Origin of the sequence: Streptomyces longisporus (assembly GCF_039532765.1) — a bacterium.
In the GTDB taxonomy this organism is placed as follows: Bacteria; Actinomycetota; Actinomycetes; order Streptomycetales; family Streptomycetaceae; genus Streptomyces; species Streptomyces longisporus.
On record NZ_BAAASG010000002.1, the window covers coordinates 983,101 to 1,007,186 of the forward strand.

Sequence of the window (24,086 nt, forward strand, 5' to 3'; positions counted from 1 at the left end):
CCGACCTGCCGGACTGCCGACGAAATGGCGAACAGTCGGAGCGGGCCCCAACCGGAGGCGCCGCCGCGTCACACCTTCTGGCAGGCCTTCGCTTTGAAGTCCGCCAGGGAGACGGTGATTGCTGATTCGTCGCCGTTGTCGGAGATATCGGCGTAGCGGACCTGGCCGGGGGTGAGCCGGTCCCGGTCGGCCGGGGTGAAGGTGATGCTGCTCGCCGACCACGAGTTGTCCTTGGTCCAGCCGGACAGCGTGTAGGTGGTCTTGGCGGTGAGCGGAGCCAGGGATTTGGTGGTGGTCCAGTCGGCGGCGGGAGCATCGAGGGTCCAGGCGACGAGGCCCGGTGTGAGGGGGCGGTCGGCGGTCCATGAGCCCACCGTCACCTGCTTGCTGACGTCGTCGGTGTCCACATAGAGGGTCGCGCCGTCGATGTGATGTCCGCAGACCATCATGACGCCCAGCAGATGGCCTTCGGCGGTCACGGAGATGCCGGCGACGGCGTCGGGGGAAACGGTGCATCCCGAGGTGGCGGCCAGGGCCACGCCGACCGCGACGGCGCCGACGAAGCGCCGTGACACCGGACGAGAAGTAGTCGACCCCATGCTCAGCCCCCTGCCCGGGGAAACGTCTGAGGCCCCCCTGCCTGGGATGATAGGGGGCGAGCGACGTCTGGCTGCAGCGCCGCCATCCACTCGTTTCGGGCTCGTTGTTGTCTCGTAGTCGCTCGCGCTGACTCAGCCCGGCCACGGCATCGATGTCCCGGTACCTTCGCTCATCGGTCGGCGCGCCGGCCACGCTGTGCGGGTTGCCGGGCCCAGATGGATCGACGAGGAGACGTTCCACACGACGATCCACCACATGCCGTGTGACGACGAACGCGGCGCGTGTGCCTTCGACGGTCGGGCGATGCTCCTACCGCCCGGAGCGCGGCATCCGTACGACCGCCGTCCCTGCGGTCAGGTCCACCGTCGTCCTGTTCGGCGGGGCCCCGTCATCCTCGTTGTCCGGCAAGACCAGCGACGACTGCCGTTCCTTCAGCTCGTGCTGCTTGCCCGGGGAAAGGCTCGCATGCAGTTGTTCGAATCCGGTCGCTGATATCTGCCCCTGACGTGCGCTGTTCCGCCATGGCAGCACTCCGGCCCGACCCGCGCGCATCAGCAGCTGGTCGACGAAGGCCAGCAGGGTCAGCACGATGACCAGCCCGGGCAGGGTCATGAAGAAGACGAATTGCATGTCCCCAGTATCCGGGTCGAGTCTGTGGACCGTCACCCTCCTGAACTCGCTTTCGCTGCTTGGCCGTTGGCATCGTGTGGTGTCTTCTCAGGGTGCCCGACCTCATGTCACGGCAGGTCGAGGCCCCCCAGGGAGGGGATCAGCGATCGGAGGTCGCTGGGGACACTGCTCGGCAGTTCACTGGGCAGCTTTGACGGGAGTCCAGTGGGCAGCTTGCTCGGCAGTTCCGTCGGGATGCCCGGGGACGGCGACGAGGCGCGGCCGGAGCTCTCGCTGGAGCCGTTGGGCGATTTCTTGTCGGGCGAGCCGTCGCGGCCGGAGGCCATGAGGACGACGACGACCACTACCGCGACCGCCGCGAGGGCGACCAGGAGAACGAAGAGCGGAATGCGCCGTCGCCCGGGCGGTGGTGGGGGCGGCTGCCAGTCGCCGTAGGTCGGAGGTGGTCCGAACCCGCCGCCGGGTGGCGGGGTGCCACCCGGCGGTCCGGGCGGTTGAGGCGGTACCGGCGGTGTGGCCATACCGTCCAGAGTCGCCGCACAACGGGCAGGCGGCGACCCCCGCACGGAAGTTGATACGGGCCCATGTCGCGGACCGTACGGTTCCGGGGCATTCCGCGGGGGGTCGCTCGGGCACGCGCGCGTGCGCGAACGGATCAAGCACGCACGCGCACGCATACGCGTGCCGTTCAGCCGCGAGCCCCCAGCAGATGATCCATGGCCAGCTGGTCGAGGCGCTCGAAGGCCATCCCGCGCGCGGCGGTCGCCTCGACGTCGAACTCCTCGAAGGCGCTGCGGTCGGCGAGCAGGGCCTCGAGGCCGTCGGCGGCGGTCGGCTGGGCGAGCTGGTCCAGCCGCGAGGCACGCAACGCCTCCTGGACCTCCGGGTCGGCGCGGAAGGCGGCCGCGCGCTCCTTGAGGATCAGGTAGTTGCGCATGCAGCCGGCAGCCGAGGCCCACACACCGTCGAGGTCCTCGGTCCGCGGCGGCTTGAAGTCGAAGTGCTTCGGGCCCTCGTAACCGGCGCTCTCCAGGAGGTCCACCAGCCAGAACGCGGCGCGCAGGTCGCCGGCACCGAAGCGCAGGTCCTGGTCGTACTTGATGCCGGACTGGCCGTTGAGGTCGATGTGGAAGAGCTTGCCCGCCCACAGGGCCTGTGCGATGCCGTGCGGGAAGTTCAGTCCGGCCATCTGCTCGTGACCGACTTCGGGGTTGACGCCGTACAGCTCCGGGCGCTCCAGGCGCTCGATGAAGGCGAGGGCGTGGCCGACTGTGGGCAGCAGGATGTCGCCGCGGGGCTCGTTCGGCTTGGGCTCGATGGCGAACTTCAGGTCGTAGCCCTGGGAGGTGACGTACTCGCCGAGGAGGTCGAAGGCCTCCTTCATGCGGTCGAGGGCGACCCGTACGTCCTTGGCTGCGCCGGACTCGGCACCCTCGCGGCCGCCCCAGGCGACGTACGTCCTCGCGCCGAGCTCGGCCGCCAGGTCGATGTTGCGGATGGTCTTGCGCAGGGCGTAGCGGCGCACCTCGCGGTCGTTCGCGGTGAACGCGCCGTCCTTGAAGACGGGGTGCGTGAAGAGGTTGGTGGTGGCCATCGGCACGGTCATGCCGGTCGTGTCGAGGGCCTGGCGGAAGCGCTTGATGTGCGACTCGCGCTCGGTGTCGGAGGATCCGAAGGGGATCAGGTCGTCGTCGTGGAAGGTGACGCCGTAGGCGCCGAGCTCACTCAGGCGCTGCACCGTCTCGACCGGGTCGAGGGCACGCCGCGTGGCGTCGCCGAACGGGTCCCTTCCCTGCCAGCCGACGGTCCACAGGCCGAAGGTGAACCTGTCCTCGGGGGTGGGCTGGTAGCTCATGCCGCGGCTCCTTGCTCGTTTGCGACCGTTGCCTTACGACTATTTCGTCATGGCGGTTTACAAATTAGTATGCGGAAGCATCCCTGGGAAGGGACAAGATGTCCCCGAAGGGGTGAGGTTCCGGGTCGCCAGGGCCCGGGAACCCTCGAACCAGCAGGTCAGAGCCGCAGAGCCGCGGAAAAAGGGAGAGCCCGATGTCAGCAGCCGAGGGTCCGCTCGTCGTCGGCGTGGACACGTCCACCCAGTCCACCAAGGCGCTCGTCGTCGACGCGGCCACCGGTCAGGTCGTCGCGAGCGGCCAGGCACCGCACACCGTCTCCTCCGGGGCCGGCCGCGAGAGCGACCCGCGCCAGTGGTGGGACGCCCTGTGCCGGGCCCTCGACCAGTGCGGCGACGCGGCGCACGAGGCCGCCGCGGTCTCCATCGGCGGACAGCAGCACGGCCTGGTCACACTGGACGAGCGGGGCGAGCCGGTGCGCCCGGCGCTGCTGTGGAACGACGTGCGCTCGGCGCCGCAGGCCCGCCGCCTGGTCGAGGAGCTGGGCGGCCCGAAGGCCTGGGCGGAGCGCACCGGAAGCGTGCCCGGACCGTCCTTCACGGTCACGAAGTGGGCGTGGCTCGCCGAGAACGAGCCGGAGGCCGTCCGCGCCACCAGGGCGGTGCGCCTGCCCCACGACTACCTCACCGAGCGGCTGACCGGGCAGGGCACGACGGACCGCGGCGACGTCTCCGGCACCGGCTGGTGGGCGTCGGGGACGGAGTCGTACGACGAGGAGACCCTCGCGCACGTGGGGCTCGATCCCGCGCTGCTGCCCCGGGTGGTCCGGCCCGGCGAGGTGGCCGGCACCGTGCGCGACAGCCACGACCTGCCGTTCTCCAAGGGCACCCTGGTCGCTCCCGGGACGGGTGACAACGCCGCCGCGGCGCTGGGCCTCGGACTGCGTCCCGGCACCCCGGTGCTCAGCCTGGGCACGTCGGGCACGGTGTACGCGGTCTCCAAGCGGCGCCCGGCCGACCCGACCGGCACGGTAGCGGGCTTCGCCGACGCCCACGGCGACTGGCTGCCGCTGGCCTGCACCCTGAACTGCACGCTCGCCGTGGACCGCGTCGCGACGCTGTTGGGCCTGGACCGCGAGGCCGTCGAGCCGACCACCGCCGTCACGCTCCTGCCCTATCTGGACGGTGAGCGCACCCCCAACCTGCCCGGCGCCTCCGGTCTGCTGCACGGACTGCGGCACGACACCACCGGCGGCCAGCTCCTGCAGGCCGCCTACGACGGCGCCGTGCATTCGCTGCTCGGCGCACTCGACCTGGTCCTCGACGAGGACGCGGACCGCTCGGTCCCGCTGCTGCTGATCGGCGGCGGCGCCCGGGGCAGGGCCTGGCAGCAGACCGTACGTCGCCTGTCGGGCCGCCCGGTCCAGGTGCCCCAGGCCAAGGAGCTGGTCGCGCTGGGTGCCGCGGCGCAGGCGGCGGGCCTGCTCACCGGGGAGGATCCGGCCGCTGTCGCCCGGCGCTGGAACACCGCCGCGGGCCCGGTGCTGGAGGCCGTGGAGCGGGACGAGGCGACGCTGGCGAGGATCGCCGGGGTACTCTCCGACGCGGCCCCGCTGCTGGAGCGGAGCACCGACAGCTGAGGACGGGGGCATGACCGCACCGCTGCACGAGGCCCACCCGGCCGGCCCAGGGCGGGTGCTGCCCGACACCCAGCAGGGCATGCGCCGCCGCAATCTCGCCCGGGTGATGCACACCGTGAGCGCCGAGGGACCGCTCTCCCGTGCCGCCGTGGCCTCTCGCATCGGGCTGACCCGGGCGGCGGTGTCGACCCTCGTCGACGAGCTCATACGCACCGGGCTGCTCGAGGAGCTGGGCCCCGAGCGGCCCGGACGGGTGGGCCGTCCCGGCTCGGCGCTCGCCGTCAGCGGGCACGGCCCCGCCGGCATCGGCGCCGAGATCGGTGTGGACCACCTCGCGGTCTGCGCGGTCGACCTGCGCGGACAGGTACGCGCGCGTGCCGTGCGGCACGGTGCGAACCGCGGCCGCCTGCCCGAGCCGGTGATCGAGGAACTCACCGGGCTGGTACGTCGGGTGGTCGCCGAGGCGGAGCGCGAGGGGCTGTGGCCCGCGGGGCTCGCGGTGGCCGTGCCGGGCCTGGTGGCGCGCGACGCCCGCACCGTCGTACGCGCTCCGAACCTGGACTGGCACGACACCGACATCGGGGCGCTGCTTCCCGCCGAGATCCCGCTGACCGTCGACAACGAGGCGAACTTCGGGGCTCTCGCCGAACTCTGGCTCGGCGAGAGCACTCCGCACGACTTCCTGCATGTGTCGGCGGAGATCGGTATCGGCGCGGCGGTCGTCGTGGCCGGGGGGCTGCTGCGGGGAACGCGGGGTTTCGCGGGCGAGTTGGGTCATGTGCCGGTGCAGCCGGAGGGGCCCGTGTGCGCGTGCGGTGGGCGCGGCTGTCTGGAGCAGTACGCCGGTGAGGAGGCGGTACTGCGTGCGGCGGGCCTGGAGCCGGGCGAGGACCGTGTCGGGCTGCTGGCGGGCCGGGCCGCCGAGGGTGACGATGCCGTACGGGGTGCGCTGCGCGACGCGGGCAGGGCGCTCGGCATCGCGCTGACCGGGGCGGTCAATCTGCTGGACCCCGAGAGCGTGGTGCTGGGCGGCGCCCTGGCCGGGCTCGCGCCGTGGCTGCTGCCTTCGCTGGAGGCCGAGTTGGACCGACGTACCGCGGGCCCGGCCTGTCCGGTGTCCGTGTCGCGGTTGGGCCCGGAGGGGCCGCTTCTCGGAGCGGCACACTCGGTGGTACGGGCGGTGCTGGACGACCCCGCGGCGGTGGGTGAACGGGCCTGAGCGCGGCACCCGCAGCAGTGCGAAACGGGTCCGATCCCGGCACCCGCAGCGGCGGCTGAACGAGTCTGATCCCCGCACCCGCGCCGTTGTTCCGGATCTGCGCCCGGCACCCGCCCTAGGCTTTCCCCCGGCACCGGCACGACCCGAGGAGCAACCGTGTTCGACCCCGCAGCTGAGCACCCTTACCCCGACAGCCACCGGCCGGACGCACCGCCCGCACCGCACCCGCTGCTCGCGCCTGTGCTCGGTCTCCTGGGCACATGGCGGGGCCGGGGCGAGGGCGGCTACCCGACGCTCGACGGGGACTTCGCGTACGGGCAGGAGGTCGTCTTCAGCCATGACGGGCGGCCCTTCCTCCGCTACGAGGCCCGGGCCTGGCTCCTCGATGCCGAGGACGCGCCGCTGCGTCCGGCGGCCCGGGAGAGCGGCTGGTGGCGGCTTCAGCCCGACGGCCGGGTGGAGGCGCTGATCACCCAGCCCACGGGGATCGCGGAGATCGCCGTCGGCCAGGCCGGCAAGGGCACGGTGGACCTCTCCACCCACGACGTGGCACTCACCCCCACCGCGAAGGAGGTCACCGCCACCCGCCGCCGCTACACCCTCGCCGACGACGCCACCCTCACCTTCGCCTTCGACCTCGCGGCCGTCGGCCGGCCCTTGCAGCACCATCTTTCGGCGAGCCTGCGGCGTACGCAGTAGATCACTTCAGCCGTCGGCTTCACCCGTACGGGTGGCCGGGTTTTCCACATTCGCGCCGTCGTCCACCGAAGCACGCTGCACCCTTCTGCCCAACTCGCAAGCGCCGTACCGTGATTCACGCGAGGCACTCCCGCCGGGTCGGGCGGCGTCGGGCAAGTCTGCGTGGATTGAGGGGGATTCACATGTCGGGGGATGTGGCAGCGGACGCGGGTCTCAGGCGTGACGCGATCGGGCTGCGCGAGGTGCTGTTCCAGAGCATCACGGCCATGGCGCCGGCCGCAGCCGTCGCCGCGTCCATTCCGTCGGGTGCGGCCTTCGCCGGCGGGAGTCTGCCGCTGGCCGTGCTGATCGCGCTGGTGGCCTGTCTGTTCACCGCGTCCTGCGTGGCCGAGCTGGCCCGTGAGCTCCCCGCGGCGGGCTCGGTGTCGACGTATGCGGCGCAGGGCCTGCATCCGGCGGTCGGCTTCCTCGTCGGCTGGGGCTATGTGTTCGTGGAGGCGCTGGTACCGCCGCTGCTGCTTCTTCAGCTCGGCTTCACCACGGCGGGCACACTGCACCAGGAGTGGTCCTCGTATCCGGCGGACCTGTGGTGGCCCTGGGCGCTCGCGGGTGCGGCGATCATCACGGCCGCCGGGTACTTCGGGGTGCGTGCCTCGGCCCGCTTCGGCACCGTCCTTGGCGTCTTCGAGGTTCTGGTGTTCCTGGTGTTCGCCGTCTGGCTGATCGGCAGGGCGGGAGCGCACAACACGCTTTCGGTGTTCGGCACTTCGCACACGGCCGAGGGCTATCAAGGGCTCAGCGGCGTTTTTGCCGGGTCGGTGTACACGGTGCTGGCCTTCGCCGGGTTCGAGGCCGCGGCGCCGCTCGCCGAGGAGACCCGCAACCCGCGCCGCACCATGCACCGGGCAGTGCTCGGTGCGGCGCTCGGGATCGGCCTGTTCTACGTGGTCACGACCTACGCCATGACGGTGTACTTCGGACCGGACCGGTTCGCGAAGTTCGGGGCCTCCGGCGCCGCGTCCTGGGATGGTGTGGCACGGGCGTCCTTCGGCCTGTTCTGGGTGCTGGTGTTCCTGGCCGTGGTGAACTCGACGATCGCCAACGCCAACGCGTGCGCCAACGTCTCCACCCGGACCGCCTACGCCCTGGCCCGCATCCGCGTCCTGCCCCGCCTTCTCGCCGCGCTCCACCCCAGATACCGCTCCCCCGTCGCCGGAATCGCCGTGCAGAGCGTGGTGGCGGTCGGTGCCGTGCTGGCGCTCGGCTTCGGCTACGACCCGGTGACGGCCTTCCTGCTGCTCGCCACGGTGATCGTGACGGTCGTGATCGGCGTCTACATCGTCGTCAACCTCGCCTGCGCCGGCTATTTCCTGCGCCGCAGACGGGAGTTGCTCAAACCGGTACGGCATCTCCTGCTGCCGCTGCTCGGGATCGTCGCGTTCGTGCCCGCACTGCTGACCGCGGCGGGCCTGCCCGCCTTCGACTTCGTCACCGAGCTGACCGCACCGGTGTCCTACGCCGGACCGATCGTCGCCGTGTGGATGGCTGCCGGCGTCGTGGTGCTGCTGGTGCTGATGCGGCGCCATCCCGAGCGGATATCCGAGACCGCCCGCGTCCACCTCGACGACCCCTCCCCCACCGATCCTGCGCAGAACGGAGCAGCACGACGATGAGCGACCCCCGCATCCTGACCGTCCGGCCCGAGCCGGGCGAGTACGCCTGGACGTTCGGCGGCGCACCGCCCGTGGCACGCATCGCGCCCGGCACCGTCCTGGACCTGTACACCGAGGACTGCTTCGCCGGGCGGGTGCGCTCCGAGAAGGACCTGGTGTCCGAGGTGTGCGAGTTCCCCTTCCTCAATCCGCAGACCGGGCCGTTCCACGTCGAGGGCGCCCAACCGGGCGACACGATTGCCGTGCACTTCGTGTCCGTCGAACCGGCCCGTGACTGGGCCGCGTCCACCACGGTCCCGCTGTTCGGCGCACTCACCTCCACGCACACCACGGCCACACTCCAGCCGCCGCTGCCGGAGACGGTGTGGATCTGGCAGCTCGACCGCGCCCGCCGTACGGCGCTGTTCCGGGCGCGCGACAGTGACATCGAGGCCGAGCTGCCCATGGACCCGATGCACGGCACGGTGGGCGTGGCCCCCGCCAACCTCGAGGTCCGTTCGGCCCTGGTGCCCGACGCGCACGGCGGCAACATGGACACGCCCGAGATGCGGGCCGGTGTGACCTGCTACCTCGGGGTGAATGTGGAGGGCGCGCTGCTCAGCCTCGGCGACGGCCACGCGCGGCAGGGCGAGGGCGAGACCTGCGGGGTCGCCGTGGAGTGCGCGATGAACACCGTGGTGATCGTGGAACTGCTCAAGGGGCTCGCCACGCCCTGGCCGCGCATCGAGTCGGACACGCACATCATCTCGACGGGCTCGGCCCGGCCGCTGGAGGACGCGTTCCGGATATCGCAGCTCGACCTGGTGCAGTGGCTGGTGCGCGACTACGGGTTCAGTGAGCTGGACGCGTACCAGTTCGCAACGCAGGCGGTCGAGTCGCCGCTGGCCAATGTGTGCGACACCAATTACACCTGTGTGGCCAAGATCCGCAAACAGTGGCTGCCCTCGCGCGAGACTCATCGCGGCGTGCACGCGCAGCTGCGCGAGATCGCGACGACTGTGCGGGGCTGAGCCTCCCCCACTGATCGAAAGGCACGGCTTCATGGAAAGGGCAGGACCTAGCACATCCAGAAGGTGGTTCCTGAAGGGCGCCGCCCTGGCCGCCGTCCCGTACGCGTTACTTCCCGACGCGCGGGCGGGAGCGCAGGACCAGGCGGTCGACTACCCGGGGGCGGAGTGGCAGCAGGCGAGCAGGTCCAACTACACGGCATCGGACCGCCCCGCGTCCTATCCTCTCGACTGCGTGATCATCCATGTCACTCAGGAGACGTACGCCAAGACGCTCGCCATCTTCCAGAACCCGGAGAAGAAGGTGACCGCGCACTACCTGGTGCGCTCGGCGGACGGGCATGTGGCGCAGTGCGTGCGGGAGGCCGACATCGCCTGGCACGCGGGCGACTGGGACTACAACACGCGCAGCATCGGCATCGAACACGAGGGCTGGGTGGACCGGCCCGCATACTTCACCGACGCCCTGTACGAACAGTCGGCCAAACTCACCGCGGCGATCTGTACCAAGTACGGCATCCCGAAGGACCGGGACCACATCATCGGGCACTACGAGGTGCCGGGGACGGACCATACCGACCCCGGACGCCACTGGGACTGGAGGCGCTACATGAAGCTCGTCGCCGTCGGCTGACCCCGGGGGTCGGTCGGGTCCGGTAGAGAAGGCCGTTGACCCGGGGGGCGGGCCGTCATTCGGGTGACCTGGTCGAAACGGTTGTCGGCGCGCGCACCGGGAGTGACGATGTCCCCAGCCGCATCACCTCTCGGGGAGGCCGAGTTGACCGATCCGTGGGTGGCCCTGGAGCCGGGGGCCGACCCTGCCGAGCACGCGCGGATGCTGCGTCGCGCGCACGAGACGTTCACCGAGGCGGGCACGGTGACGCGTCCGGTGCGTTCGGTGGTGGCCGAGTCGTGGCGGCGCTCCGCCCGGGCCGGCGTGGGGCCCGACGGCACGGCGAGCGTGGAGCTGGCGGACGGAGACCTCGGCGCCTACCGGGCCGAGCATCCGCTGGCGCGGGTGATGCCGCTGTTCCGTGAGCTGATGGGGACGTTCGCGGCCGACGGGGAGCATCTGCTCGCGGTGTGCGACGCCAAGGGCAGGCTGCTGTGGGTCGAGGGTCATCCGGCCACCCGGCGGAATGCGGGGCGGATGAACTTCGTGCCGGGTGCCCGCTGGGCGGAGACAGCGATGGGCACCAACGCGCCGGGGACCGCGGTCGCCGTCGACCGGCCGGTGCAGGTCTTCGCTGCCGAGCACTTCATCCGGCAGGTGCAGCCCTGGACGTGCGCGGCCGCTCCGGTGCACGATCCGCGCACCGGGCGGGTGCTCGGCGCCGTGGACATCACCGGCGGTGACGGTCTCGCGCATCCGCACAGCCTGGGATTCGTGCAGGCGGTCGCGCGCGCCGCCGAGTCACAGCTGGCGCTGCTCACTCCCGAGCGGCCCGCCTCCGACGCGCCCGAGTTGACGGCGCTGGGCCGGGACGAGGCGCACCTTGTCACCGGCGGGCGCAGGATCAGGCTCAGCCGCCGGCACAGCGAGATCCTCGTCCTGCTGGCCCGTCACCCGGAGGGGCTGACCGGCGACGAGCTGCTGTGCGCGCTGTACGAGGACGAGTCGGTGACGCCGGTGACGCTGCGCGCCGAACTGGCCCGGCTGCGCAGGGTGCTGGGCCCGGGGCTGCTGGCCTCGCGGCCGTACCGGCTGACCGTGCCCGTCGAGTGCGACGTGGCCGTCGTCGAGCGGCGGCTGGAGACCGGAGCGGTCACGGCGGCCGCGACGGCGTACGCGGGTCCGCTGCTGCCCGGCTCCCAGGCCCCGGCGGTGGTGCGGCTCAGGCACCGACTCGCCGACGCCCTGCGTACGGCACTGATCGCCCGCCGCGACCCCGACCTGCTGGCCGACTGGGCGCACGCGCCGTGGGGTGAGGACGACCTCGACGTGTGGCGGGCTCTCGCCGTGCTTCGGCCGACAGCGACGGTCCGGGCCCGACTGACCGCGCTGGAGGACGAGTTGACCGCACCGGCCACGTGGCCCGGGGCCACCGGCCGCCGGGGCACCACGACGGTGTAGCCCTGCCGCCGCACGGCACTGACCACCCCCGCGCCCAGCATCCGTCCAAGCCCGCCAAAGCACCCCCAAGGACGAGCCGACCACACCGGCCACCCGGCCCGGAACCACCGGCCGCCGGGGAGCCGCACCGGCGCAGGCCACGCCCGGATCCCCGGGGCGCTCGCGGCAACGTAGTTGCAACGTCGTCGTCCCTAGCCTCCCGACGGGAGCTGCCCAACGGCGGGCAGCGCTTCGAGGGAGGCAGAGCAGCATGACCCGTTACGCGGCGCCCGGCACCGAGGGCGCGATCGTCTCCTACCAGGCGCGCTACGACCACTTCATCGGGGGCGAGTACGTGCCGCCGGCCCGCGGACAGTACTTCGAGAACCCGTCGCCGGTGAACGGACAGCCGTTCACGGAGGTCGCGCGCGGCACGGCGGAGGATGTGGAGCGGGCGCTGGACGCGGCGCACGCGGCCGCCCCCGGGTGGGGCCGTACCTCGGTGACCGAACGCTCCGCCATCCTGCTGAAGATCGCCGACCGGATGGAGGCGAACCTCGAGAAGCTGGCGGTCGCCGAGAGCTGGGAGAACGGCAAGCCGGTGCGTGAGACGCTGGCCGCCGACATCCCCCTCGCCATCGACCACTTCCGCTACTTCGCGGGCGCGATCCGTGCCCAGGAGGGCTCGCTCGGCGAGGTCGACGACGACACCGTGGCGTACCACTTCCACGAGCCGCTCGGCGTCGTCGCGCAGATCATCCCGTGGAACTTCCCGATCCTGATGGCGGTGTGGAAGCTCGCCCCCGCTCTCGCCGCGGGCAATGCGGTCGTCATCAAGCCCGCCGAGCAGACGCCGGCCTCCATCCACTACTGGATGAGCCTGATCGCGGACCTGCTGCCGCCGGGCGTGGTGAACATCGTCAACGGCTTCGGCGTGGAGGCGGGCAAGCCGCTCGCGTCCAGCCCGCGGGTGGCGAAGGTGGCGTTCACCGGTGAGACCACGACGGGGCGGCTGATCATGCAGTACGCCTCGGAGAACATCAAGCCGGTCACCCTGGAGCTCGGCGGCAAGTCGCCCAACATCTTCTTCGACGACGTCTGGGCGCACGACGACGACTTCCGCGACAAGGCACTCGAAGGCTTCACCATGTTCGCGCTCAACCAGGGCGAGGTGTGCACCTGCCCGTCCCGGGCGCTCGTGCAGCGCGGCAACTACGGCGAGTTCCTCGAGGCGGCGGTCGCCCGCACCGAGCTGATCAAGCCCGGGCACCCCCTCGACACCGACACGATGATCGGCGCCCAGGCCTCCAACGACCAGCTGGAGAAGATCCTCTCCTACCTCGACATCGGCCGACAGGAAGGCGCCCGGGTCCTCACCGGCGGTGAACGCCTCGAATACGACGGCGAGTTGAAGGGCGGCTACTACGTCCAGCCCACCATCTTCGAGGGCGACAACCGCATGCGGATCTTCCAGGAGGAGATCTTCGGCCCGGTGGTCTCCGTGACGTCCTTCGACGACTTCGACGACGCCGTCAAGATCGCCAACGACACGCTGTACGGCCTCGGTGCCGGCGTGTGGACGCGGGACATCAACACCGCGTACCGGGCAGGCCGGGCGATCCAGGCGGGCCGCGTCTGGACGAACTGCTACCACGCCTATCCGGCGCACGCGGCGTTCGGTGGCTACAAGCAGTCCGGGATCGGGCGCGAGACGCACAAGATGATGCTGGAGCACTACCAGCAGACGAAGAACGTTCTCGTTTCCTACAGTCCGAAGAAACTGGGGTTCTTCTAGAGTTCGGGGATCGGTTGCCTGGGGGTGAGGCATCGTCGCACTCCGGGCAAGGCGACCCGAGGCGATGGCTGCCCAGTGCAGCAAACAGCATCCGGAACTCACGCCGGAGGGGGCCGAGGAGTGGGGCTAGGCCCACCTGCCCGTGGGGCGTAGGGGGATACCGGCCGCATGCTGCGGATGATTACGTTCTTCAGTGTCAGCCGGGTGACTCCCCCGCACCCGGCTGACCACCGGTGTGACCCTGGGGCCGATGAAAGGGGCGTCGTCGGTTTTGCCGCACTGGTCGGCGGGCCTCGACCCGTCGATGGCGACCGCGGCCCGAAATAGGCATTGCCAGCTCACCCTCGCCGTCATCGAAAACCGGCTGGCTGTCGGGGTATGGCCTTCGGTCGGAATGCCGTCCAGGTCGTGGGCGAGTCTCGCGCGTCCTGACGCCCGTCCGCGTTTGACCTCGGGACCCGGGCAAATGTTGTCCCCCATCTCTCACCTGCCGAGACTGGGAGCGCACGCCCGGGGCCGCCGTGGCCCGGGCCGAAGACAGGAGATTCACTTGAAGCGGGTTTTACACCTCGGTGCCTGCACAGCCGCGATTCTCGTGGGCACCTTCGCCCCCGCCACCGCAGCACATGCCGCCCCGGCCACCTCGGCCGCCGCCACCGCCGATTACGTATGCGCGACTCTGACGTCGCACTTCAGTACCACCGGCCTGTGGCTGGAAGGCACCAACTGCACCGGGCCGACCGATCTCGCATGGGAATACCGCACCATCACCACCACCGGCGGCAGCGCGGTCTGGCGGTGCCTCAACTGGTCCTACAGGTCCGACGAGTCGGCGCCTGTCATTACGTCGGGCTGCAGTAACGTCAGCTGATTCCCCGCTGAGGACACGCACAGCCGCGCCGAGCGCCGGTGACCCACCGCTCACCGCGCCGGTCGGACGCAGTGGGCCGAAGTGGTTGGGCCGGCTCTCTGTTCCGATGCGGTGCCGGGTGGGGATCAGGATGCCGTCGAACAACACGATCTCCCCTCCCCGTCCGGCGCTTTTGCGCAGGGGTGCGGTCCGGGCGTGGAGCCTTCGCGGCGAGCAGTCCCCTCATCTCGTCGCGTCGGCTCAGCATCCCGCGAGCGGCCGGCACCCGCGCCCTTCGGGCAGGGTGCGCCGCCAACTGCTGCTGGAGGTGGAAACCGTTGATCACTGACCTGCTCCCGGACTCGGTGGTGGCCGTGGAGTCATTCGGCGACGGCGGGGCCGATCAGGCCCCGCTGTATCCCGAGGAGGCCGAGGTCGTCGCGCAGGCCGTGCAGAAGCGTCGGTGCGAGTTCGCCGCCGTACGCGCCTGCGCACGCCGTGCCATGGACAAGCTCGGCGTGCCCCCGCAGCCGATCCTGCCCGGCGAGCACGGCGCACCGCTGTGGCCTGCCGGTCTGGCCGGCAGCATGACCCACTGCGACGGCTACGGCGCCGCCGCCCTCGTCCGCACCACCGACCTCGTCTCCCTCGGTATCGATGCCGAACCCCACGGGCCGCTGCCCAAGGGCGTCCTGGACGCCGTGTCGCTGCCTGCCGAGCGGGCGCGCCTCGCACTGGTGGCCGCGCAGCGGCCCGCCGTCCACTGGGACCGGCTGCTGTTCAGCGCGAAGGAGTCCGTCTACAAGGCGTGGTTCCCCCTGACCGGCGAGTGGCTTGGCTTCGAGGAGGCGGACATCGAGGTCCATGCTGCATCCGGAGCGGTGCCCTACGGTCATTTTCGCGCCGAGCTGCTCGTCCCCGGACCGGTCGTCGGAGGCCGCCGACTCAGGTATTTCGAGGGACGGTGGACGGTCCGTCACCAATGGGTGGCCACCGCGGTGACGATCCCTCCGGTCTGACCCCGCCTCCGCGGTCGGACACTGCGCGCCAGTCCCCCCGAACCGGCGCCCAAGGCCGAAGTGGGGCTAGACCCACCGCTCGGGGGGCGTAGCGGGATGCCTGGCGCGGAACGGCCGACGTACGTTCGCCGTATGCCGGGAAGGGAATCCCGGCTGGCACAATGATTGCCGGGCGAAAGGATGGGCGAATGAGGCTGCCTGCAGGAGGCGGTCCCGTGCGCTGGTGCGTCGAGGTCGCGCGGGGACTGTACCGGTCCCTGGTGCTGGCTGGATTGACCAGCCTGCTCGTGACTGTGGCGGTGGTCGTCGGTCTGGGCGGCTCCCAGGTGGCCTATTCCTGGTCCGATGGAATTGCCTCCGCCCCGCTGGCCGTCCGGGCGTTGGCCACTCTTGGGGAGACCCTGGTCGTCATCGTGTGGATGGCCGTGGCCGTCTGGGTCGTACACCCGTTGACCAGCCGTGCGCTCGCGACGGCCGCGCGCCGACGCGCGGAAGACTGGCTCGGTCTGCGGATCGAGGTGTCCTACCGGCCCGTTCCGCCGGTCACCCGCATGGTGACGGGGTACTGGTGGGACGGCCACGAGTACCACCGGTCCGAGCGGGAAGCCCGCCGCCGAGCCAAGGTGCACGCCCGGTTCCACGACCCGCAGTTGCACTGGGACGGGCTGTGGGCCCTGATCGCCGGTGTCACCGTGCTGCCGGTCGCGGTCCTGCCGTTGCTCGGGCTCGTCGGCGGCGTCTCCATGACGTCGACGCCGGGGCTCCTCGGCTACGGCATCGTCATGATCGCCGCGAGCCTGGCCGCAGCCCCGTTCGCGTGGCGGGTTTTCGGGCCTCTGGCGAAGCGGTTCCTCGGGCCGGTCCCGCGCACCAAGCTCGGTAGGCGCGTGGAGGAGCTGGAAGCCATCCGCGCGGATCTGACACAGACCCAGTCGGCCGAACTGGAGCGCATCGAACGGGGCTTGCACGACGGCGCTCAGGCCCGGCTGGTCGCCATGGGTATGTCGATGGGAGCCGCCGAGCAACTGGTCGACACCGATCCCGACGCCGCGAAGGCCATCCTCGCCGACGCCCGAGCCTCGTCGGCCACCGCGCTTGCCGAGCTGCGATCGCTGGTCCGCGGCATCAACCCGCCCGTGCTCGCCGAGCGCGGCCTGATCGACGCCGTGCGCGCCCTGGCACTCGACGCTCCGGTCGAGGTCACCGTGCACAGCGCCGTGCCTGCCCGGCCGGAACGCCCGGTCGAGTCGGCGGTCTACTTCGCCGTGGCGGAACTGCTGGCGAATGTGGCCAAACATGCCCATGCCTCCCGGGTGGCAGTCGAACTCACCTACGCACATGAGACGCTCACCGCCACCGTGGCCGACGACGGGATCGGCGGGGCCGCCGCCGGACCAGGCTCCGGACTGAGCGGGATCCAGCGTCGGCTGGCTGCATTCGGTGGCCGGCTGGAGATCGACAGCCCGGCCGGAGGTCCCACCCATATGACCGTGGCGGTGCCGTGCGCGTTGTCGTAGCCGAAGATCTTTTCCTCCTCCGCGACGGCATGGTCCGTCTCGTGCAGGCCCATGGCCATTCGGTGGTGGCGGCGGTCGACACGGGGCCCGCCACCCTCGATGCGCTGCTCACCCACCGGCCGGATGTCGCGATCGTGGACGTCCGTCTGCCGCCGACGTTCTCCGACGAAGGACTGCAGGCCGCGCTCTCCGCGCGCCGGGAGGTACCAGGGCTGCCCGTGCTCATCCTCTCGCAGCACGTGGAACAGCTCTACGCGCGCGAACTCCTCGCCGACGGGCACGGTGGCGTCGGCTACCAGCTCAAGGATCGCGTCCTGGACGCCGGACAGTTCATGGACGCACTCGGTCGCGTCGCCGACGGCGGTACGGCACTCGATCCGACGGTGGTGGCGAAGCTGCTGGGTCGTCCCATGCGAGCCGATCCGCTCGCCACCCTCACCGAGCGGGAGCGCTCGGTGCTTGCCCTGATGGCCGAGGGACTCTCCAACGCGGCGATCGCCGGCCGGCTGTTCCTCAGCGAAGGCGCCATCAGCAAGTACACGACCACGATCTTCGCCAAGCTCGGCCTCGCCGCCGCCGACGACGACACAAACCGCCGGGTCCGGGCCGTCCTGACCTATCTCGGCGCCGACGAACAGAGCGGTCGCTGAACGGCGGTCCCTCGTCTCGTCCCGACAGCCGACGACCCGCCCCTCAGAGCGGCTGATTCCAGCCAAAAAGGGCCATGGGTGTGACGCTGGGTGAGTGGGGATAGACCCACAGTCCGCGGGGCGTAGTGGGATACCTCGCAGCGGGGTGCCCCCATAGGTTCTTCAAGTCGGCCGGTCTCACCGCCGGCCGTATGACATCCGCGGGGGATGCCTACACGGAGGGACAGTCGTGTCCGCAGTAATCGAGGTGCAGAACCTGCGTAAGAAGTACGGCGACGTGGTGGCGGTCGACGATGTCTCCCTGACCGTCGAGCAAGGTGAGATCTTCGGGATCCTCGGGCCCGACGGCGCGGGCAAGAGCACGACCGTGGAATGCATCGAGGGGCTGCGGAAACGCGACGGGGGCACCATCAGGGTGCTCGGCTTCGACCCCTATGCGGAACGTGCCGAGATCACCCGCCGACTGGACGTCCGGCTACAGGACGGCACAACGTCCGACAGACTGCAGGTCGCCGAGGCATTGACGCTGTACAGCTCCTTCTACCGCGATCCCGCCGACTGGCATGTGCTCGTCGACTCGCTCGGGCTCAACTCGGGGGCCACGACCGGCTCCGGGGAACTGTCCTGCGACCAGAAGCAGCGCCTGTCGATGGCGCTGGCACTGGTCGGCAACCCTCAGGTGGCAGTGCTGGACGAGATCACCACCGGCCTTGACCCCCATGCCCGGCGGGAGACATGGGACACGATTGAAACCGTCCGTGCCAGCGGCGTCACCATCCTCCTCGTCACACACCTCATGGAGGAGGCAGAGCGCCTGTGCGACCGTGTCGCCCTGTTGAACAAAGGACGTGTAGCGGCGGTCGACACCCCGTCCGGACTGATCCAGCGGATCCGGGACCACCACCGGATCACGTTCCTGCCGTCCCTCCCACTCCACGACGACCTGCTGACCCGGCTGCCCGGCGTGACCGGTGTGACGCGTAAGGACGAGCGGGTGACGGTCACCGCCACCACCGACGTGCTGCACCCGGTCCTGTCCGAACTGGCGCACCACGGCATCGTGCCGGAGGGTCTCCGGGTCGAGCGGGTGCCCCTGGAGGACGCGCTCCTCGCACTGACCGCCGCCGACCCCGGGGAGAGCTAGCCACCCGCACCTCGGGGGAGCCGAGCCGCCACGGTGAGGAAACAGGACGCCTGCCCGTCCCGGCGGCGGGCGCGGGGCATGCGGGCGGACGGACCGGCTGTCCGGTCCTCGCCGCCCTGTGCCCGCTCCCGCCCGGTTCTCAGGCGGACACCCGTCGCCCTGGAAGGCCACGGTCACCTTGAACAGATCCGCCGCTATTCGGGATTGACGACCTGCGCCCGCCGCTTCAACTCCTGGGCGAACTCGTCCCAGATCAGCGAGTTGTGCCGGGAGAGCTGAATGATCAACTCGATGCAGTGGGAGGGCACCGAGGCAACGATGTCCGTCATGTCCTTCGCCCCCAGCACGTTCTCCCTGAACATCCTCAGGAGCCGGCGCCCCAACTCGCTCTGTCGCAGCGAGGGATCGCGCATGAGCTTTTCGAGCGTGGCCGTCGACTGGGGCCCGACCTCGGACAGGTTCTGGACCGGACAGTCATCCCTCAGGGATTCCGCCTCGACCCCGACGGCGGGCTGCGGACACGGGACTGGTTCGTCACCGCGTTCCAGTCTTCGCCGCACGTCGAGCGCCGTCGCCGGGGAGACTCCGGCCATCCTGGCCACCTGGCGCAGGGAAGCGTCCGGGTTGTCCTTGATGAGCTCCGCCGCCCGCAGCCGGCCTTTCGCACCGTTCAGCGGACGCACTCTGCCGTCCCGCCCGACACGAAAATCCGTCTTCGGTACGGAGTCGGACGAGCGGCGCAGCTCCGCGACCGCCCTGGCCCCCAGACCGGTGGACTTCGCGATGGCACGGTCCGACATGTCGGGATGCGACTTGAGGATGCGAAGTGCCGCTGCGGTGCGGTCGGCCTGAGTCAGCGGGAGCCCGTGCTCGACGTTCGCCTCGACGGCCTTGAGGAACGCGTCCTCGCGACTGCCGTCGAAGAACTCGACGTCGATTATCTCCTGCCCCTTGAGCGAGGCCGCCATCAAACGATGGATCCCGTCGATCACTCTCATGGTTCTTCGATCGACGAGTATGGGCGGAAGCTTGCCGTCGAGCGCTGCCAGCCGTAATACGTGAGCCTTGTCCTCGCCCGCCAAGCGGGGTGAGTCCCCGGGTAATACCTGCATGATCGGAACGGAAACAATTCCGGGAACACCGTCCCGAAAACTATCCACTCCAAGCGAAATTACATTGCGTCCTACAAGGCCCATATTGCAACCCCCATGACAACGACACCGAGTTATTCGCAGTGAAGAAGCTGGAGCCGTTATATCTAGCTCCTACCGCACACATGGAGTCCATGAGGGACGTTTGGCAGGCCACCCATTAACACCCCCGATTTAATAGCTGGTCAGGCTGCACGGATTGTTAAATCCCGTACCTCCAGGCTAACAGTCCGCACCTCGCCATGGAAGCGAAGCATCCGGATTTACAACTTCTTTAAGACTACCCGCTCGACACATCTGAGCAGACACTCGACGGCAATGCCGGACCAGCCCCGTCTCCACTTCCCTCATTTTGCACCCAGGGGAACAAAACGGAACTGCGGCACGCAGGTATTACCCAAATTTATCGAAGAAGACACCCCCATATGGATGGAGGAGTCGAGGGCGTCCGCCACTGGCCGACGACAGCAAACCGACAAGGTGTCAACATGCATCTTGGCCATCTTCCCCGACCCTGTAGAAAAGGTTTTCCCCCGGGCTTCGACAACCAGATTCCCGCACTATTCGGCTCGTCCAGGGAGTTCAGCACCAGACCACAATGCGCCAGCCCGCCGAGGGCTTGCCGGCACCTGAGACACAGCTGCGGCGGTCCAGAACTCCAGGATCCCCGCGTCGCATTCCGTACGACACCGTGACAAGAGGCCTGACCTGGGCGTATCACACCTGCCGGTCGACAGGGACCTGATACGCGATAATCGCCGCACATCGGACATCATCGTAGACCTGGCTACGCCGACCGAATTCCTCTGAGCCATTCGCTGTTACCACCGTCGACATCGATGTCAGTAGGGAATTCAAGTACTTCCGGTGGCTCTGGGCCCGTCGAGCACGGGACGCGCGAGGCCCATCCGCCAACCCCAGTCATACACGCGACTCAAACTCGAAGAAGTGTTCAACCCTCGCGATGCGCCAGTTGAACGACCTTGTTGAAAGTAGTACGACGCCGACAGGCGGCAAACGCAACGAAGCTCCGGCTGTTCCGGGTGACTCATATGGTCACCTCTCGAGCCGGAGCCTCGATGTGTTCCCGGCGGTTACACCCCGCCCGCGCCCTGGACCGCGGCGCTCACCTTCTTCGCGCTGCGCTTCTTCGCGGCCGTCTTCTTCGCCGGCGGCTGTTCCGCTGCGGCCGCCTCGTCCACCACCTCGCCGACCAGCACGGGCGGCTCGTCGGCCGGAGACTCCTTCGGCACGGCCGGAACACTCAGACCCGGCACGGTGAGGTCGGGGACCTTCTTCACCGTCTCCAGGGCCGTTTCGATCGCCTCGGCCAGAGTGGGCGATGCCGTGTCATCGAAATCTATCTTCGTAACGGCGACATCGGCGTTGGTGGGAAGTGAATCGCTCAGGAAAGCCGCGTCGGCGAAACCGGCTTCTCGCAGGATGACCGACTCCTCATCGGTGATCTGCCGACTGAGAACCAGGGAGAATTTGTGCCCCACGTACGTCACCTCTCGTTGTCGCCGCATTTTTTGGAACAGTGACTGGACCCTTGGGACGATGCAGCAACCAGCCACGCGTCCTCCATAAAATATGTACCATCAGAAGGCTCAGCGGTCTCCGTTCAACTGCCTGATTCCGGAAACTCGGCTCGCAACAAAAATTAATCCGGTTGCCGACGTTCCGTAATTTACGCCGGCCTCACGCACGGCAGCGCCCCTTCCGCGACAGCCGGTCGGCTGTTGCGGAAGGGGCGCTGAGGACGTCGGTCACACAGTCCGGACGAGGCGGTCGGTGAAGAGCTTGGCGAAGCGCGCCGGATCGTTCAGGTCGCCGCCTTCGGCAAGCAGGGCGCACCCGTAGAGCAGCTCGGCCGTTTCGGTCAGACCCGGATCCGCGGCACGCTGTTCGTACGCGGAGTTCAGACCGCTGACCAGCGGGTGCTCGGGGTTGAGCTCAAGGATGCGCTTGACCGGCGAAACCGCCTGGCCCATCGCCCTGTACAGCTTCTCCAGGGCCGGCGTGATGGCCTCGGCAGCGCTGACGAGGCACGCCGGCGAATCGGTCAGACGGGTTGTCAGACGTACGTCCTGCACCTCGTCGAGGGTCTCGTTGAGCCAGGCCAGCAGCGACGCGTACCGGCCGGACTTCTCCGGCGACGGGTCCTCTTCGGAGGGCAGGTCGACCTCTCCGCTCGCGATGGACTGAAACTCCTTGCCGTCGTAGTCGTGCACCGCCTCGACCCAGATCTCGTCCACCGGGTCGGTGAGCAGCAGGACCTCGTACCCCTTGGCCCTGAACGCCTCCATGTGCGGGGAGTTCTCCACCTGCGCGCGGCTCTCGCCCGTCATGTAGTAGATCTTGTCCTGGCCGTCCTTCATCCGGGCCACGTAGTCGGCCAGGCCGACGGGTTCGTCCCCGGCGGTGGATGCGAACGACGCGATGTCGAGGATGGCCTTGTGATCCTCGGCCCCGTCGAGGAGGCCCTCCTTGACCGCGGGTCCGAACTCACGCCAGAACGTGCGGTACTTCTCGACGTCGTTCCTCATGAGGTCCTTGACGGTCGACAGGACCTTCTTCGCGAGGCGGCGGCGGATCAGCTGGATGTGCCGGTCCTGCTGGAGCATCTCGCGGGAGATGTTCAGGGACAGGTCGGCCGCGTCCACGACTCCCTTGACGAAGCGGAGGTGGTCGGGGAGGAGTTCACGGCTGTCGTCCAGGATGAACACGCGCTTGACATACAGCTGGATGCCGTGGCGGGCGTCCCGCTGGTAGAGGTCGTGCGGGGCGCGCGAGGGGAGGAACAGCAGCGCCTCGTACTCGAAGGTGCCCTCCGCCCGCATCTGGATGATCTCGAGCGGGTCCGTCCAGTCATGGCTGATGCGCCGGTAGAACTCCCGGTACTCCTCGTCCTTGACCTCGGAACGCTGCCGGGCCCACAGGGCCTTCATCGAGTTGAGGGTCTCGTCACCCAGGGTGATGGGGAACGAGATGAAGTCCGAGTAGCGCTTGACGAGTTCCCGGATCCTGCGTTCGTCGGCATAGTCGTGAAGCGCGTCCTCCTCGTCCGCGGGACGCAGGTGGAGGGTGACCGAAGTGCCTTCCGGCACATCCTCGGCGGTCTCGATCGTGTAAGTCCCGCCGCCGTCCGACTCCCAGCGCACGCCGGTCTCCTCGCCGGCCTTGCGCGTGCTCAGCACAACGTTGTCGGCGACCATGAAGACGGAGTAGAAGCCGACGCCGAACTGACCGATCAGCTCCGCCGACTCCTTGCTCTCGCGGAGCCGGCGCAGGGTCTCGGCCGTGCCGGACCGGGCGATGGTGCCGATCAGCCCCACGACGTCGTCGCGCGACATGCCGATGCCGTTGTCCCGCACGGTCAGCGTGCGGGCTTCGTTGTCCACCTCGACGTCGATGCGCAGGTCCTCGGCCCCCAGGCGGTCGTCCCTGAGACCGGCGAGACGGCGCTTGTCCAGGGCGTCGGAGGCGTTGGAGATCAGTTCGCGCAGGAAGATGTCCTTGTTCGAGTAGATCGAGTGGACCATCAGCTGCAGGAGTTGCCGCGCCTCGGCCTGGAACTCCAGCGTCTCGGTGCTCATGTCGTCCCTTCTCGTCAACACCGCCGTTTCGAGACAGCGGTCGCCAACTGCCCTTCATCCGCGGAGAGGCCGTCGAAGCCGATCACCGCGAGGAGGTCACCTTCCTGAACCGTGTCACCGGGGGCGACCGGAACCCGCAGTATCCGGCCCTGGTGTTCGGCGAGAACGGGGATCTCCATCTTCATCGATTCGAGGATGAACAGCGATTCGCCCTCGACAACGTCATCGCCGGCCGCCGTGAGCACCTGGCTCACGACGGCCACGATCTCAGCCCGAACCTCTTCCACTGCCGCCTCCGTCATGGTCCGCGTCGCGTCGGTGACGCCCCGCTCCGCCACAGAGGTGCGGCGCCGCACGAGGCGGCTGCCCCGAGCGGATCGGCATGCGTCACATGTCCACGTCAGTCCTCGACCCAGCCGTGCCGCCTGCCCGACTGCACCAACTGCGCCCGGATCTCTACGATCTGACGCCCTGTCAGTTCTGGCGCGGAGGCCAGGAGCAGCTCGGTCACCTCTCGTGTGTACTCGGCCGAACCGAGTACGTCGCACATCGTTTCCTGGTTCTCCTCGGACGACGGACCGCCCGCCGCCCCCTCGGATGCCACAGGCATGCGCGGCCGGGACACCATCGCCTGCCCCGCCTGACCGAGCGTCTGCGCAAGCCGGACCCGGGAGGCCTTCAGCCCGCGGTCACCGTCCTCTACCTCGAATTCCACCGCGAGTCCCGAGCGCACGGACGACTCGGGGATGAGCAAATCGTTCACGTGCAGGAAGACGTCTTCACCGCCGTGTTCCGGTGCGATGAACCCATAGCCACGCGTCCCGTCGAACCGGATTACCTGACCGACAGCCACCACAAACCCCCTACGCACCACCGGGCACCCTGCCCGACCACTTGCGCTGGAGCGTAACAACGGTCACGTCCACGGTTCGCTCCAGTTGAACGCGTGGTGCCGTGGGCGACCGCCGAGGTTGAACGCTCCGGGGAA

General features: G+C 69.4%; 22 protein-coding genes. 13 read left to right on the top strand and 9 right to left on the bottom strand.

Annotated features, from left to right (window positions below; translation table 11 throughout):
- Positions 1–68 precede the first annotated feature (68 nt).
- The 4 genes from ABD355_RS05930 to xylA form a co-directional block, all read right to left on the bottom strand.
- Complete coding sequence (locus ABD355_RS05930) at positions 69–575, bottom strand: hypothetical protein (protein ID WP_344398984.1); 507 nt, start codon at positions 573–575, stop codon at positions 69–71.
- A 334-nt stretch (positions 576–909) separates the two neighbouring features.
- Complete coding sequence (locus ABD355_RS05935) at positions 910–1,230, bottom strand: DUF6191 domain-containing protein (protein ID WP_344398986.1); 321 nt, start codon at positions 1,228–1,230, stop codon at positions 910–912.
- Positions 1,231–1,337: 107 nt separating this feature from the next.
- A complete protein-coding gene (locus tag ABD355_RS05940; RefSeq protein ID WP_344398987.1) occupies positions 1,338–1,751 on the bottom strand; it encodes a hypothetical protein in 414 nt (137 codons plus the stop codon).
- Between the two features lie 167 nt (positions 1,752–1,918).
- Entirely contained in the window at positions 1,919–3,085 is a 1,167-nt protein-coding gene (gene xylA, locus ABD355_RS05945; protein ID WP_344398988.1) for a xylose isomerase, read from the bottom strand.
- 194 nt (positions 3,086–3,279) lie between these two features.
- On the opposite strand from xylA, the gene xylB reads away from it, so the two are divergent.
- From xylB to ABD355_RS06010, 13 genes are all read left to right on the top strand, one after another.
- Complete coding sequence (gene xylB, locus ABD355_RS05950; RefSeq protein ID WP_344398989.1) at positions 3,280–4,722, top strand: xylulokinase; 1,443 nt, start codon at positions 3,280–3,282, stop codon at positions 4,720–4,722.
- Positions 4,723–4,732: 10 nt separating this feature from the next.
- Positions 4,733–5,941, top strand: a complete 1,209-nt coding sequence (locus ABD355_RS05955; RefSeq protein ID WP_344398990.1) for an ROK family protein — start codon at positions 4,733–4,735, stop codon at positions 5,939–5,941.
- Between the two features lie 156 nt (positions 5,942–6,097).
- A complete protein-coding gene (locus tag ABD355_RS05960) occupies positions 6,098–6,640 on the top strand; it encodes a heme-binding beta-barrel domain-containing protein (protein ID WP_344398991.1) in 543 nt (180 codons plus the stop codon).
- Positions 6,641–6,822: 182 nt separating this feature from the next.
- Positions 6,823–8,313, top strand: a complete 1,491-nt coding sequence (locus ABD355_RS05965; protein ID WP_344398992.1) for an APC family permease — start codon at positions 6,823–6,825, stop codon at positions 8,311–8,313.
- Positions 8,310–9,323, top strand: coding sequence for an acetamidase/formamidase family protein (locus ABD355_RS05970; protein WP_344398993.1), 1,014 nt, complete (start codon positions 8,310–8,312; stop codon positions 9,321–9,323). The genes ABD355_RS05965 and ABD355_RS05970 overlap by 4 nt, the downstream gene beginning before the upstream one ends.
- A gap of 31 nt (positions 9,324–9,354) precedes the next feature.
- Positions 9,355–9,954, top strand: coding sequence for an N-acetylmuramoyl-L-alanine amidase (locus tag ABD355_RS05975; RefSeq protein ID WP_344398994.1), 600 nt, complete (start codon positions 9,355–9,357; stop codon positions 9,952–9,954).
- Positions 9,955–10,098: 144 nt separating this feature from the next.
- Positions 10,099–11,394, top strand: coding sequence for a GAF domain-containing protein (locus tag ABD355_RS05980; protein ID WP_344398995.1), 1,296 nt, complete (start codon positions 10,099–10,101; stop codon positions 11,392–11,394).
- A gap of 250 nt (positions 11,395–11,644) precedes the next feature.
- Positions 11,645–13,168, top strand: coding sequence for an aldehyde dehydrogenase (gene adh, locus ABD355_RS05985; RefSeq protein WP_344398996.1), 1,524 nt, complete (start codon positions 11,645–11,647; stop codon positions 13,166–13,168).
- Positions 13,169–13,763: 595 nt separating this feature from the next.
- Entirely contained in the window at positions 13,764–14,039 is a 276-nt protein-coding gene (locus ABD355_RS05990; RefSeq protein WP_344398997.1) for a hypothetical protein, read from the top strand.
- Between the two features lie 317 nt (positions 14,040–14,356).
- Complete coding sequence (locus ABD355_RS05995; protein WP_344398998.1) at positions 14,357–15,037, top strand: 4'-phosphopantetheinyl transferase family protein; 681 nt, start codon at positions 14,357–14,359, stop codon at positions 15,035–15,037.
- A gap of 188 nt (positions 15,038–15,225) precedes the next feature.
- A complete protein-coding gene (locus ABD355_RS06000; RefSeq protein ID WP_344398999.1) occupies positions 15,226–16,554 on the top strand; it encodes a sensor histidine kinase in 1,329 nt (442 codons plus the stop codon).
- The gene (locus tag ABD355_RS06005) at positions 16,539–17,204 is read left to right on the top strand and encodes a response regulator transcription factor (RefSeq protein WP_344399000.1); all 666 of its coding nucleotides are present in this window, start codon (positions 16,539–16,541) and stop codon (positions 17,202–17,204) included. Before ABD355_RS06000 ends, ABD355_RS06005 begins: the two co-directional genes overlap by 16 nt.
- A 229-nt stretch (positions 17,205–17,433) precedes the next feature.
- A complete protein-coding gene (locus ABD355_RS06010) occupies positions 17,434–18,348 on the top strand; it encodes an ABC transporter ATP-binding protein (protein ID WP_344399001.1) in 915 nt (304 codons plus the stop codon).
- A 194-nt stretch (positions 18,349–18,542) separates the two neighbouring features.
- Here ABD355_RS06010 and ABD355_RS06015 read toward each other — a convergent pair whose 3' ends face one another.
- From ABD355_RS06015 to ABD355_RS06035, 5 genes are all read right to left on the bottom strand, one after another.
- Complete coding sequence (locus ABD355_RS06015) at positions 18,543–19,430, bottom strand: transcriptional regulator (RefSeq protein ID WP_344399002.1); 888 nt, start codon at positions 19,428–19,430, stop codon at positions 18,543–18,545.
- A gap of 1,163 nt (positions 19,431–20,593) precedes the next feature.
- A complete protein-coding gene (locus ABD355_RS06020; protein ID WP_344399003.1) occupies positions 20,594–21,001 on the bottom strand; it encodes a hypothetical protein in 408 nt (135 codons plus the stop codon).
- 267 nt (positions 21,002–21,268) lie between these two features.
- The gene (gene htpG, locus ABD355_RS06025) at positions 21,269–23,098 is read right to left on the bottom strand and encodes a molecular chaperone HtpG (protein ID WP_344399004.1); all 1,830 of its coding nucleotides are present in this window, start codon (positions 23,096–23,098) and stop codon (positions 21,269–21,271) included.
- Positions 23,099–23,112: 14 nt separating this feature from the next.
- Entirely contained in the window at positions 23,113–23,454 is a 342-nt protein-coding gene (locus ABD355_RS06030) for a biotin/lipoyl-binding carrier protein (protein ID WP_344399005.1), read from the bottom strand.
- Between the two features lie 44 nt (positions 23,455–23,498).
- Complete coding sequence (locus ABD355_RS06035) at positions 23,499–23,972, bottom strand: cold-shock protein (RefSeq protein ID WP_425585698.1); 474 nt, start codon at positions 23,970–23,972, stop codon at positions 23,499–23,501.
- Positions 23,973–24,086 lie beyond the last annotated feature (114 nt).